The following is a 12,113-nucleotide window of genomic DNA, read 5'->3' as shown; positions in this document are numbered from 1 at the left end:
CAGGGCACGCCAAAGCGCCGGCCCAGCACGGGCCGGCACCACCTGGGATCAGGAGGCGAGGCGACCGTTCGCGGCGTCGAGCAGCTCACTCGCGGTCAGCGAGTCCGTGACGAGCTCGGTGAACCAGCCCGCGCCCGCCGCGGCGAGGATGCTCTCGACCTTCTCGTGCCCGGAGGCCACCGCGATCACGGTCGGCACCGCGCGCAGCACGTCGAGGCTCGTGGACACCACGCGGTCGGACCCCTCGAACACCAGCGGCTGGCCGTCGGCGCCGAAGAAGCGCGTGCACACGTCGCCCACCGCCTCCTTGATCCACGGCGCGTCCTTGGGCACGAAGCTCGGCAACGACCGGCGCGCGGCCGGGGGCGCGCCGACCCCGACCACGGCACAGCGCGCCCGGCCCCACAGCTCCTGCACCCTGGTGAACGACGGGTCATCCATCAGCTTCTCGTGCAGGTCGGGGCCGGGCAGGGCGGGCGCGTACAGGAAGACCGGTTTGCCGCCGACCTTCGCCGCGATCTGCCGGGTGACCTCGTTGGTCTGGTACCAGGGCTCGGGATCGTCCTGGCCGCCGACCGTGGGCACGATGGTCACGCCGGGCAGTTCCGGCAGGTCCGCCTGCGCGACCTCGTACACCGCACGTCCCGACCCGACCAGCAGCACGTCGTCGGACCTCAGGTCCATCGACCGCAACGCGCGGGTGAGCGCCGAGGCGAGCGACGCGCCGACGACCGCACGAGGGGCGAACGGCGCCAGGTGCACCTTCTGCAACCCGAGCGCCACCCGCACCTGTTCGGCGAGCGACGCGTCGTCCTCGCTGCCGGGAGCCACCAGCTCGATCCGGACGACGCCCTGCCGCCGCGCCTCGGCGAGCAACCTGCTGACCGTGGGCCTGCTGGTGCCGAGGCGGGTCGCGATCTGCGCCTGGGTCTGCTCTTCGAGGTAGTAGAGGGCTCCCACCGCGTAGAGCAGCTGGGGCGTGATGCGCGGCTGCTGCTCGCGCCCTGAGGCGTTCCCGCTGCCAGTCATGATCGCGCGGTCTCCCCGTTCTCGGTGTCGCGCTCGCCGGACAGGCCGGCTCCTACCCCGCGGCGAGGACGAAGTTGTTGACCTTGGGAGCGACGTCCTTCGAGACGAGCGTACAGTCGAGCGCCTGCTTCTCCTCGGAGGCTCCGCTCTTCCCGGTCTTGATCGTTTCGGTGAGTTGCGCGACCGCCTTGGTGGTGCCTTCCACGATCGGCTGCAGCACCGAGGCGACCATCTCGCCGCGCTTCACCGCCTCCACGGCGTCCTGGTTGCCGTCGAAGCCGAGCACCTTGACCTGGGCCAGTTTCCCGGCCTGCTTCAACGCGTTGATGGCGCCGAGAGCCATCTCGTCGTTGCCCGCGATCACGCCGTTGACGTCGGGGTTCTTCGACAGCAACGCCTCCATCTTCTGCTGGCCCTCGGTGCGGTCCCAGTTGCCGATCTCCTGGCCGATCTTCTTGAGGTCGGGGTACTGGGAGAGCACGCCCTTGTAGCCGTCGGAACGGACCTGCGCGTTGTTGTCGCTGGGCTTGCCGAGCAGTTCGACGTACGTGCCCTTGTAGCCCATGGCGCTCGCCCACGCCTCCGCGCCGAGCGTGGCGCCCTGGGCGTTGTTCGACACGATCTGCGAGGTCGCGAGGCCGGTCTTGTTGATCTCGGCGTTCACCAGCACCACGGGGATCTTCGCGTCGACCAGCTTCTGCACGGCGGCGATGCTCTCCTCCGCGCCCGCCGGGTCGAGGATCACGCCCGCGACCTTGTCGTTGATCGCGGTCTCCACCATGGTGTTCTGCTGCGCGGGGTCGTTCTTGTGCGCCGAGAGCGTGTATTTGTAGCCGGCCTTGGTGACCTCGCTCTGGGCCGTGTCGACCTCGGCCTTCCAGTACGGGTTCGACGGGTCGACCGTGATGATCGCGATCGTGCCGGACCGGGTCGCCGCGCCCTGGGAGTCGCCGCTCCCGCACGCGGTCAGCGCCAGCACCGCGGTGAGGCCCAGCGCGGCGAGGCGGCGTCCGTTTCTGCGGTACGTCATGGGGTTCTGCCTTTCACTCACGTGGTTTGCGGTGCTGCCGATCGCACGGCCGCTGCGGCACGGCGTGCGTTGCGGCGCCGCTGGACGATCTGCTGGATCTGGTCGACGGCGACCGCGAGGATGATCACGGCGCCGGTGATCACCTGCTGCCAGAACGGCGAGACGCCGATGATGACCAGGCCGTTGGCCAGGAACCCGATCACGAACGCGCCGATGATCGTGCCGCGCACGGTGCCGCGGCCGCCGGACAGCGCCGCGCCACCGATCACCACGGCGGCGATCGCGTTGAGCTCGTAGAACTGGCCGAGATCCGCGGTCGCCGAGCTGATGTTCGCGACCTGGAGGATGCCGACGACCGACGCGCACAGTCCGGAGAGGACGTAGATGCGGGTCTGCACGCGCTTCACCGGCACGCCCGAGAGCTGGGCGGCGCGTTCGTTGCTGCCGGTCGCGTACAGCCACCGGCCGAACGGGGTCTTGGTGAGCAGCAACGAGAACAGGACGGCGAGCGCCACCATCACCCATGCCGCCAGGGGAAGTCCGAGCGGCCTGCTCGCGAACACGTCGAAGAAGCCCGTGTTGCCGAGGTAGGGCTGGCCGCTCAGCTCGTTGGTGATGTTCTGGCCGTTCAGCAGGACCTGCGTCAGACCTCTTGCCACGTAGAGCATTCCGAGCGTGACGATGAACGGCGCGAGACCCAGTCGGGCGATCAGCAGGCCGTTGACGTAGCCGGTGAGAGCACCGACGCCGACGCAGACCAGGACGATCACCCACACCGACGGGTAGGCGATGGCTTCCGTGAGCGGCACGTCCAGGCCGCGGAACAGGGTGCCCGCCACTGCACCGGTGAGGCCGACCGTCGACCCGACCGAGAGGTCGATGCCGCCGTTGAGGATCACGAGCAGCATGCCCAGCGCCACCACGGCGTTGAACGCCACCTGCTTGATGATCGTGACGATGTTGCCCGCGGACAGGTAGTTGTCCGACAGCAGCGCGAACGCCACGATGATCACGATCAGCGCGATGAGCGCCCTGCCCTCGACGAGCACCGCGTTGAGCGTGATCGGCGAGCGCTTCCTGGCGGCGGGCACCGCCTGCCTGGCGGTGGCGGGCGGGGTGGTCGTCGTGTTCACAGTTCGCCTCCGTTTCGGGCGTTCACCGGTGCCTGCTCGCCGGAAGCGGCCATGACCTCGTCGCGGGTGCACGTGCGCGGGTCGAACTCGCGGACGATCCGGCCCCTGCTCATCACGACCACGCGGTGCGACGCGGTGAGCGCCTCGCCGACCTCGGACGTCGCGTACAGCACGGCCATGCCTTCGCGGGCTTTCCGGTACAGCAGTGCGAAGATCTCGCCCTTCGCCCCGACGTCGATGCCGCGCGTGGGTTCGTCGAGCAGCAGCACCGAGGGGCCGGTCATGAGCATCTTGCCGATCACGACCTTCTGCTGGTTGCCGCCGGAGAGCGACGTGATGGGAGCCTGCGGGTGGGCCGTCTTCACCCGCACGTCCGCGATCTGCCGGTCGATGTCCTCGCGTTCGCGGCCCCGGCCGATGAAGCCGCGCCGCACGGTGGTGAGCAGGCTCGCCAGCGACAGGTTCGCGCCGACACCGAGCATCTGCACCAGGCCGTCGCGTTGCCGGTCCTCGGGCACGAGTCCGAGACCGAGGGCGATCCGGTCGGCGATCGACCGGCCGGCGAGGTCGGTCTGACCGAGCACCGTCCGTCCACTGGAGACCGGCGTACGGCCCGCGACGGCTTCGAGCAGTTCGGTTCGTCCGGCGCCCATCAGGCCGTAGAGGCACACGATCTCGCCGGCCCGCATGTCCAGAGACAGGTCGTCGACGACGACGCGGCCGGTCGCCGGTTCCGCCACCGTCAGGTTCTCGATCTTCAGCGCGACGTCGCCGTGCTCGCGCGGCTCGTCGCTGAAGTCGTAGTCGGCGTCGCGGCCGACCATCGTGCGCACGACCCACGCGAGGTCGAGGTCTTCCGCGTCCTTCTTCGCCACCAGCGAGCCGTCGCGGAACACCACCGCGTGGTCGGCGATCTCGATCGCCTCCTCCAGGTGGTGGGAGATGTAGACGATCGCCACGCCCTGCGCGCAGAGCTCGCGGATGACCTTGAACAGCACCTCGATCTCGCCCGCGGACAGCGCGGACGTCGGTTCGTCCATGATCAGCACGCGGGCGTCGGCGGCGAGCGCGCGGGCGATCTCGACGATCTGCTGCTGCCCCACCCGCAGGTCCTGCACGAGAGTGCCGGGCGTGATGGGTTCTTCGAGCCGGTCCATCAACGCCTGGGTGACCCGCTTCTGCGCGGCGTAGTCGACGAGACCGAACCGGGTGCGCAGCTCGCGGCCGATGAAGACGTTGTCGCGCACGGACAGGTTCGGGCAGAGGTTGAGCTCCTGGTGGATGATCGCGATCCCGCGCTTCACCGCGTCGTCGGTGGACGCCAGCACGACCGGTTCGCCGTCGAGGACGAGCTGGCCAGAAGTCGGCTGCTCCACGCCGGAGAGGATCTTCATCAACGTGGACTTGCCGGCGCCGTTCTCGCCGAACAGCACGGTGACCTTGCCGCGCCGCACCTCGAAGTCGACGCCGCGCAACGCCTGCGTAACGCCGTAGACCTTGGTGACGCCGACGGCGCGGAGCACCACGTCGCTCGTCACGAGACCACCTCGACGGTGAGCGGCTGGATCACGACCGGCTTGGCCGCGGGCACGGTGTTGGCCGGCGCGACGACGTTCATGACGCCGACGACCTTCACCGTCTTGCCCTGCAACGGCCCGGCCTTCTGCAGCTCGGCGGTCATGAGCTTGCGCAGCTCGTCGCCGACCTGCTGGAACCGCGTCTGGTCCGGTGCCTGCGCGAAGGTGAACTTCACGGCGTCGCGGACGACGGAGCCGTTGAGCGCGGGCCCGGCCGCGACGCTCACCGTCGGCACGCCCTCGACCTGGACGCGCAAGCCGGCGTCGGTCGCCTCCGTGATCGCGCCCTGGACGGTGACCGGGAAGGCGTAGGCGTTCTGGTTCGGCGCGACCGCCTGGAACTGCGCGGCGGCCGCCTTGACGTCGGTCTGCAACACCGGCACGACCCGGGTGAGCGGCGCGGCGGTGGCGGGCAGGTCGGTACGAGCGCGGTTCCAGAGCTCGGTGGCGGTCGCGGCCGGGTCGAACGGCTTGGGCGCGAGCGCCGCCACCTCGTCCCGCGTGAGGAACCGGGTGTTCAGCGCCATCACCACGATCAGCAGCAGCGCCGCCACCGCGACGGCGACTCTCCGCAGCGACCGGCTGCTCACGCCGCCAGGGACTGTCAGAGCGGACAAGGCGAGTCCTCCAGACGATGGTCCGAGTGGTCCAGATCACGTGTCCAGCGGACAGTAACCGAGCCGTGAACATATGTCCACGACAAATGTTCACGGCTGAATCGAGACTGCGGACGCCTACGCTGCGCAGGAACGTTGAGACGGCGCGGTCGCGACGAGCGAGGTGAACGGTGGATCTTCTCGGCATCGACGTCGGGACCTCGGTCGCCAAAGCCGTGCTCTTCGACGAGTCCGGGCAGGTGATCCGCCGCGCCAGCAGGCCGATCACGTTGCTGCACCCCAGGCGCGACCACGTCGAGCAGGACGTCGGCGAACTGATGCGCGAGGTCCTCTCGGCGGTCGCGGAGGTGACCGCCGGCGCGTCCCCGTCCCTCGTCGCGGTCACCGGCCAGGGCGACGGCTGCTGGCTCGTCGACGAGCGCGGCCTGCCGGTGCGCACCGCGATCAACTGGATGGACGGCCGCAGCGCCGGCATCGTCGACGAGTGGGCGCAGGACGGCACCACGGCCAAGATCTACTCGGTCAACGGCAACGCCGTGTTCTCCGGCTCGATGGCTCCCGTCCTCGCCTGGCTGGACCGGCACGAGCCCCGTTCGCTCGATCTCGCCACCACCGCCGCGCACTGCAAGGACGTCGTCTTCGGACAGCTCACCGGCGTGCGGGCGACCGACACGTCGGACGCCTCGCTGCCGTTCGGCGCGCCAGAGGGCGGCACCTACTCGGCCGACATCCTGCGGCTCACCGGCCTCGCTCACCGCGCGGACCTCCTGGCCCCGGTGGTGGCGCCGCTGCCGATCGCGGCGAGCACGTCCCCGCTGCTCCCGGCGTCCGCGCTGGTCACGTCCGGCCCGTTCGACCTGCCCGCGTGCGCCGTCGGCGGTGGCGTGGACCGGCCGGGCGACGGCCTGCTGATCGTCGGGACGACGCTCGGCTGCCAGGTGCTCACCGACCGGCTCGACACGTCGGGGGCTCCGGCGGGTATGCACATCGCGTCCGCGCCCGGCCGGTGGATGCGGGTGATGGCGGCGATGTCCGGCTCCTCCGCGTTGGACTGGGTGCTGAACCTGACGGGCCTGCGGCACGAGAGCCTCGACGCCGTTCTCGCCACGTCCGCGCCCGGCGCCTCGGGCGTCGAGGCGCTCCCCCACCTCGCGCCGTCCGGCGAACGGGCGCCCGTGGTGGACCCGACCGCCAGCGGCCAGTTCACCGGGATCAGGCTCACCACCACGCCCGCCGACCTGGTCAGGGCCACCTGCGAGGGCCTCGCGTACACCGCGCGGGAGTGCTTCGAGGCGGCCGGTCTGCGCGGCCGCGTCGTGGTGTGCGGCGGAGGCGCCCGGTCGCGGGCGTGGCTCGAGATCTTCGCCTCGGTGCTGAACCGGCCGTTGCACGTCGCGCGCAGTCCCGAGGTGGGAGCGCGCGGAGCGGTGCTGGCCGCGCTGCGGGCGACGGGCGCGGATCCCGACGTCTCGGCGTGGACGGCGCCCGAGGCCGTCGTGGATCCGCTGCCCGCGCTGGTGCCGCACTACGAGGAGGGCTACCTCCGGTACCGGCGGCACCGCGAGACGGCCCGGTCGATGGCCTGAGCTCACGGCGTCGCGACGGTGAGCCAGTCCAGTTCGGCGAAACCGCCCCGCTTCCGCAACGCCACCCTGTTCTCCCCCGCCGTCAACGGCACCAGGACCGTCGTGACGCGGGCGGCCCGGTCGTGCTGCTCGGTGCCCAGCCACGAGCCGCTCGGCAGGTACAGCGCGACCGCGCGTTCCACCCCGCCGACGAGCACCGAGTGATCGGCCGGAGTGGTCGTGCCGTTGGCGTGGCCGATGGCGAGCCGGTACGTGCCGGTGACCGGGGCGTCCACCACGAACTCGACCTGGCTGTCCGGCGCGTCGATGCCGCCCACGTAGTCGGGCACGTAGTTCGACCAGTACGGCACCGCCCGCGCCGACGTGATCGCCGCGTTCTCCGCCTCGTACCGGTGGGTGTCCGGCCGGACGTCCACGTAGTCCAGTTCGGCGTACCCCGAGCCTCTGGCGAACCGGATGTCGTTGCGTCCGGCCTGGAGCACCAGGCGTTTGGTCACCGTGCCCAGTTCGGTGTCGGCCCAGCCGCCGGTCGCCGGGTAGCCGACATCGCCCTGCCGCACGCCGTTCACGCTGACCGCGTGCGTCGCCTGTCCCACCGCGGCCGCGTACCGCACGGTCATCGCGTACACCCCGGTCGCGGGCACGGTCACCGGGAACGTCACCGAGCTGCCCGCGTGGTCGAGGCCACCGACGTACGCGCCGCCGGACGCCGGAACTCCGTTGTGCCGCACGGCTTCCGTCACGACGGCCTGCTCCGCCTCGTACTTGGACGGGTAGGCGTCCGGACCTGCGGCCGGGCTCACGACGACGCGGTAGCCGTCGTAGCGGTTCATCCGGCGGATCGGCACGACGAGGTTCCCACCGCTGTCGACCGTGAGGATCTTGTCGAAGACGTTGTACGTTCCCGTTTCCGGGTCACCGCCGGCGTCGACGCGGCGGTTCGCCTCGCGCGGGTCCTTGTCCCACACCGTGGTGTCGAGCCGGACCCGGACCTGCCCGGTCAGCCCGCGTGCGGCCAGGCCGGTGACGCGCACGTCGACCGGGCCGTCCTCGCCGCCCGCGAGCACGGTGAGGCTGCGTGCTCCGTCGTCCCACGACGCGAGCGCGTCCGACTTCAGGTACGCGCGCCCGTTGGCCGTGTCGTCCCAGCGGTTGACGTGCGCCTTGCGGCCGCGCATGTCCTTGTACCACTTCATCATCCAGAACCCGCCGTTCGGCGCGAGCGTGCCACCGCCGGTGCGACGCAGGGTGTTCCCGAGCAGTCCGGGGTTGGTGTAGATCGCCATGGCGCCGAAGTCGACGTCGTACCGTTCCAGGTCCGCCCAGTAGCGGATCATCGAACCCGGCACGCCCTCGAAGTCGCCGGGGTTCGCCGGGTCGGTGGTCTGCGGCCCGTACTCCTCGACGACGACCCGCAACGGCCGTCCCGGTACGCCGAGCTCGTTCTCCAGCGGCCGGTAGTAGCGGGTGAGCGCCTCGGGCACGTCGCCGGGACTGCGGCCGAGGTTGTGCCAGCCGACGATCTGCGGCACCGTTCCGGTGTCGATCGCGTTGCGCAGGAAGTCGCGCATCTTCTGCTGCTGCCCCGCCTGCCACGGCAGGTAGAACTCCCAGTTCGGCCCCATCACCGGCACCGTCGCGTCGATCGCGCGGACGCGGCGCACGGTCTGGGTCCACAGCCAGTTGAACTTCTGGTCGTACGTGCCGCCCGGCACCGCCGTGTCGCGTTCGAGTCCGTGGAGCTTGTTGTCGGCCTCGTTGAACGGCGCCACCGCGAGCAGGGTGTCCCGATAGGACTGGATCCGCCGGGTGGCCTCGTCGACCCGTTCGAACCAGTGGGCCGTGCCCTGCCATTGGTACCAGGGGTTTCCGCCCATGAGGTCGTTGAAGCGGGCGATCATCCTGACGTCCGTGCCGCGCACCTTGGGCGCGACGACCTCGGTCCCGGCGCGTTCACCCTCGTTCCAGCGGGCCGTCATGTGCTGCGAGACGGTCAGGTGGGTCTGGGCGAGCAACGCCGCCGGGGTCTCCGTGGTGCGGGATGTGACGCCCAGCAACGAGCCGAGCCCTGGCTTCTTCACCGCACCGCCGAGACGGTTCGCGTCGACCACGATCACCGGCGCGGTGGCGGCGTTGGCCTGCAACGGAACCACGGTGGCGCCGAGCACGACCGTCGCCACCACGACGTGGACGAACCTCTTGCCTCGCATAGGTGTTCCTCCCGCGAGTCCGAGCGCCGGGAGCGCTCCCAGACCAATCACGATGGAACACCTGGCTCAGCCACGACAAGGACGAAGACCGAAAGGCCGGGGGTTTCGGGATCAGGGCCCCGAAAGTCGGGACTTTCGAGGCCCTGACCGTCGAATTCGATGGCGCACAACGAGGTCCCTGTCGGTCGTTCGACCCACTGCGCCCAGCCGCACGCCTCGTTATCTTGATCTTTCGACCTCACCACCGAAAGCTTGGAGCAGCACCATGACCACCACCCGGCGTCTCGTCACCGGCCTGGCCACCGCGGCCCTGGTCATGTCGGCCCTCAGCGCGGGCACCGCCACCGCCGCCACCAAGGGCAGGATCGTCATCAACAACAACTGCGGCAAGGCGGCCTCCACCACCATCCACCGCACCAACGGCGACATGATCGCGGGCACCGCCGCCGCACCCGCGGGCACCAGCTTCGGCTACCCGGTCTACCCCGGCACCTACGTGGTGCGCGTGCCCGCGGGCTCCAAGACCGTCAAGGTCCTCGACGTCAGCCCGAAGGCGCACACCGTCATCGTCAAGGCCTGCTGACCTACCAGGCCAGCACGCCGTTCTCGTCCTGCAAGGTGCCGCTGGGGCCGTCCTCGGCCAGGGTCGCCAGGCGGACCACCACGTCCGCGCTCTGCTCGACCGGCCGGCCGATCCCGAAGGCCGCGGTCATGTCGGTGGCGGTCGTGCCCGGTTCGAGCGCGTTGAACTTGATGCCGGGGTGGGCCTTGGCGTACTGGACCGTCAGCATGGTCGCGGCCGCCTTCGACGCGGCGTAGAGGGCGAGGGGCATCTGGTACTCGGGTCGTTCGGGGTTGGTCACGGCCCAGAACGACCCCATGCTGCTCGACACCGTGACCACGGTCGGGTTCGCGGACTGGCGCAGCAGCGGAAGGGCGGCCTCCGTCACCCGGACGAAACCGACGGCGTTGACGTCGAACGCCCGCAACGCCGCCGGCCCGTCGAGAGCCTCGTTGGCGAGCACACCCGCGTTGTTCACGAGAACGTCGAGGCGCCCCTCCTCCGCACCGATCCGCGCCAGCGCGGCGCTCACCGAGGCGTCGTCGGTCACGTCGAGCTGCACGAACCGCGCACCGAGCTCGGCCGCCGCCTTCTCGCCCCGTTCGGCGTCCCGCGCTCCGATGTAGACGGTGTGGCCGAGGTCCCGCAGCCGCCGGGCGGTCGCGAAGCCGATGCCCTTGTTGGCACCGGTGATGAGCGTGATGGTCATGCGCTTCCCCTTGAGGTGTTCAGCTGCCGGCGCAGCTCGCCGGCGTCGTGCAGGGCCGTCATGTGCACGAACCTGCCGTCCCGGACCTGGTAGATGGCGTACTCGGTGATCTCGAACGACGCGCCGGTGGGCTCGACGCCCAGCCACTCCCGCACCGGGGTGCCGGTGTTGACCAGGCGCGCGGCCAGGCGATCGCCGTCGAACAGCAGTTCCTCCAGCTCCCAGTGGAGGTCGGGAACCGCGTCCACGTCGGCCCTCTGCACCGCGAGCAGGTCGTCGCGGGTGGCGGGCTCGCCGTTCAACGTGGTCCGGTCGCTGATGAACCGGTCCATCCGATCGAACCGGTGAGCGTTGATGTCACTGAGATAGCGCAGGTAGAACTCGCGCAACTCGTTGTCGGACAACGATGCCTCCTCCCGTGGGCCACTTCTGAAGCGATCACTTCAGAACACGACCGTAGCACGTTCTGCATCGATCGCTTCAAAACGGGTAGGCTCGGAGACGTGGAGACACGACGAAGGGCGACAGGACGCCCGCGGGCGTTCGACGCCGACGAGGCGCTCGGCCGCGCCCTGCTCGTCTTCTGGGCGCAGGGCTACGAGGGCGCCAGCCTGGCCAACCTGACCGAGGCGATGGGCATCTCGACGGCCAGCATGTACGCGACCTTCGGCAACAAGGAGCAGCTGTTCCGCCAGGCGTTGCAGCGCTACGACGAAGGCCCCAGCGCGTACGTCGTGGCCGCCCTGGCCGAGCCGACCGCCCTCCGCGTCGCCACCGCGCTGCTCGCCGGCTCCATCAGCACGACCACCTGCCCCGAACAACCCCACGGATGCCTTGGCGTGCAAGCGGCCCTGGCCACCGGCGAGGCCGGGCGCGAGATCCGCGCACTCCTGGTCGACTGGCGCAACAAGGGCCACGAACGCATCCGCGACCGCTTCCAGCGCGCCGTCGACGAGGGCGACCTGCCGCGCGACGCCGACCCGGCGGTGCTCGCCCGCTACGTCCACACCCTGCAGGCGGGCATCGCCGTGCAGGCGGCGAGCGGTGTCAGTCCTGAGGAGCTGCAGGAGATGGCGGCCACGTCGCTGCGCGCGTGGCCGCTCTGCTGAACGGGCTCGTCACGCCGACGAAGCTCCCGCGGATAACGCGAAAAGCCACACATGAGGATGAATCTCGGCGATACGATCGGCACCCACGCCAGACACCTGCACACGAGGGAGCCTTCGATTTCTGCGGCAGTGGTCTTCTCGCCCTTGGGGACAGGAAGACTGCATGACGGCTGAATCGCCGCTGACCCGCACCAGGACTCCTGCCGCAAGATCGAAGGGCACCCGTCGGTGGCACATCGCCTAACAAGCTGACTGGCGGCGCGCTACTGGGCAAACTCGAGGACGAGGACTACGGCCAGCGCGGCTGAGCGTTCAGCGCACTAGCGGCGCAGGCCGATGCTGTGATCCCCAAGCGGCGTTTCGCGCTGCTGGACTGCCTCAGGCCGCAGCGCCGCACCGGCCAGTCCCGGCCGCACTCACGTAGAACGGTTCGGTCGTTCCAAGGCCATAGCTCCACGCCGCTGTCCTCCAGTAGCTCACCAGACAGGAGCGGTCTGCGCCGATCGGGTTGACCACCGCGTTGCGAGGTGCAGGCGGATTTGGGAAAACCG

General features: G+C 70.1%; 11 protein-coding genes. 3 read left to right on the top strand and 8 right to left on the bottom strand.

The window, feature by feature from the left end; translation table 11 throughout:
- Window positions 1-48: 48 nt before the first annotated feature.
- The 5 genes from ACQEU1_RS02535 to ACQEU1_RS02515 are packed head-to-tail and all read right to left on the bottom strand — an operon-like array spanning window position 49 to window position 5,359.
- On the bottom strand, window positions 49-1,029 hold the full coding sequence (locus ACQEU1_RS02535) for a sugar-binding transcriptional regulator (protein WP_433195759.1): 981 nt from the start codon (window positions 1,027-1,029) through the stop codon (window positions 49-51).
- 52 nt (window positions 1,030-1,081) lie between these two features.
- Window positions 1,082-2,059, bottom strand: coding sequence for a D-ribose ABC transporter substrate-binding protein (locus tag ACQEU1_RS02530; RefSeq protein WP_433195757.1), 978 nt, complete (start codon window positions 2,057-2,059; stop codon window positions 1,082-1,084).
- 17 nt (window positions 2,060-2,076) lie between these two features.
- Window positions 2,077-3,192, bottom strand: a complete 1,116-nt coding sequence (locus ACQEU1_RS02525; protein WP_433195755.1) for an ABC transporter permease — start codon at window positions 3,190-3,192, stop codon at window positions 2,077-2,079.
- Complete coding sequence (locus ACQEU1_RS02520; protein ID WP_433195753.1) at window positions 3,189-4,730, bottom strand: sugar ABC transporter ATP-binding protein; 1,542 nt, start codon at window positions 4,728-4,730, stop codon at window positions 3,189-3,191. The genes ACQEU1_RS02525 and ACQEU1_RS02520 overlap by 4 nt, the downstream gene beginning before the upstream one ends.
- The gene (locus ACQEU1_RS02515) at window positions 4,727-5,359 is read right to left on the bottom strand and encodes a DUF2291 family protein (RefSeq protein WP_433195751.1); all 633 of its coding nucleotides are present in this window, start codon (window positions 5,357-5,359) and stop codon (window positions 4,727-4,729) included. The genes ACQEU1_RS02520 and ACQEU1_RS02515 overlap by 4 nt, the downstream gene beginning before the upstream one ends.
- Window positions 5,360-5,556: 197 nt before the next feature.
- Between ACQEU1_RS02515 and ACQEU1_RS02510 the strand changes: the two genes are divergently transcribed.
- Window positions 5,557-6,972 carry an FGGY family carbohydrate kinase gene (locus tag ACQEU1_RS02510; RefSeq protein ID WP_433195749.1) on the top strand — a complete coding sequence of 472 codons (1,416 nt, stop codon included), beginning with the start codon at window positions 5,557-5,559 and terminating at the stop codon, window positions 6,970-6,972.
- A gap of 2 nt (window positions 6,973-6,974) precedes the next feature.
- Here the strand turns inward: ACQEU1_RS02510 and ACQEU1_RS02505 are convergent, their stop codons facing one another.
- A complete protein-coding gene (locus tag ACQEU1_RS02505; protein ID WP_433195747.1) occupies window positions 6,975-9,182 on the bottom strand; it encodes a CBM35 domain-containing protein in 2,208 nt (735 codons plus the stop codon).
- A gap of 265 nt (window positions 9,183-9,447) precedes the next feature.
- On the opposite strand from ACQEU1_RS02505, the gene ACQEU1_RS02500 reads away from it, so the two are divergent.
- Window positions 9,448-9,765: a hypothetical protein gene (locus ACQEU1_RS02500; protein WP_433195745.1), complete on the top strand. Its 318-nt coding sequence runs from the start codon at window positions 9,448-9,450 to the stop codon at window positions 9,763-9,765.
- A 1-nt stretch (window position 9,766) separates the two neighbouring features.
- On the opposite strand, the gene ACQEU1_RS02495 is transcribed toward ACQEU1_RS02500, so the two are convergent.
- Both ACQEU1_RS02495 and ACQEU1_RS02490 read right to left on the bottom strand, forming a co-directional pair.
- Window positions 9,767-10,453 carry an SDR family NAD(P)-dependent oxidoreductase gene (locus ACQEU1_RS02495; protein WP_433195743.1) on the bottom strand — a complete coding sequence of 229 codons (687 nt, stop codon included), beginning with the start codon at window positions 10,451-10,453 and terminating at the stop codon, window positions 9,767-9,769.
- Window positions 10,450-10,857 carry an ester cyclase gene (locus tag ACQEU1_RS02490; RefSeq protein WP_433195741.1) on the bottom strand — a complete coding sequence of 136 codons (408 nt, stop codon included), beginning with the start codon at window positions 10,855-10,857 and terminating at the stop codon, window positions 10,450-10,452. The genes ACQEU1_RS02495 and ACQEU1_RS02490 overlap by 4 nt, the downstream gene beginning before the upstream one ends.
- A gap of 99 nt (window positions 10,858-10,956) precedes the next feature.
- Between ACQEU1_RS02490 and ACQEU1_RS02485 the strand changes: the two genes are divergently transcribed.
- Window positions 10,957-11,562, top strand: coding sequence for a TetR/AcrR family transcriptional regulator (locus ACQEU1_RS02485; RefSeq protein WP_433195739.1), 606 nt, complete (start codon window positions 10,957-10,959; stop codon window positions 11,560-11,562).
- Window positions 11,563-12,113: the final 551 nt, after the last annotated feature.

Source organism: Lentzea sp. CA-135723 (genome assembly GCF_050936595.1).
Lineage (GTDB): Bacteria > Actinomycetota > Actinomycetes > Mycobacteriales > Pseudonocardiaceae > Lentzea.
This window is presented reverse-complemented; position numbering and strand designations above follow the sequence as displayed.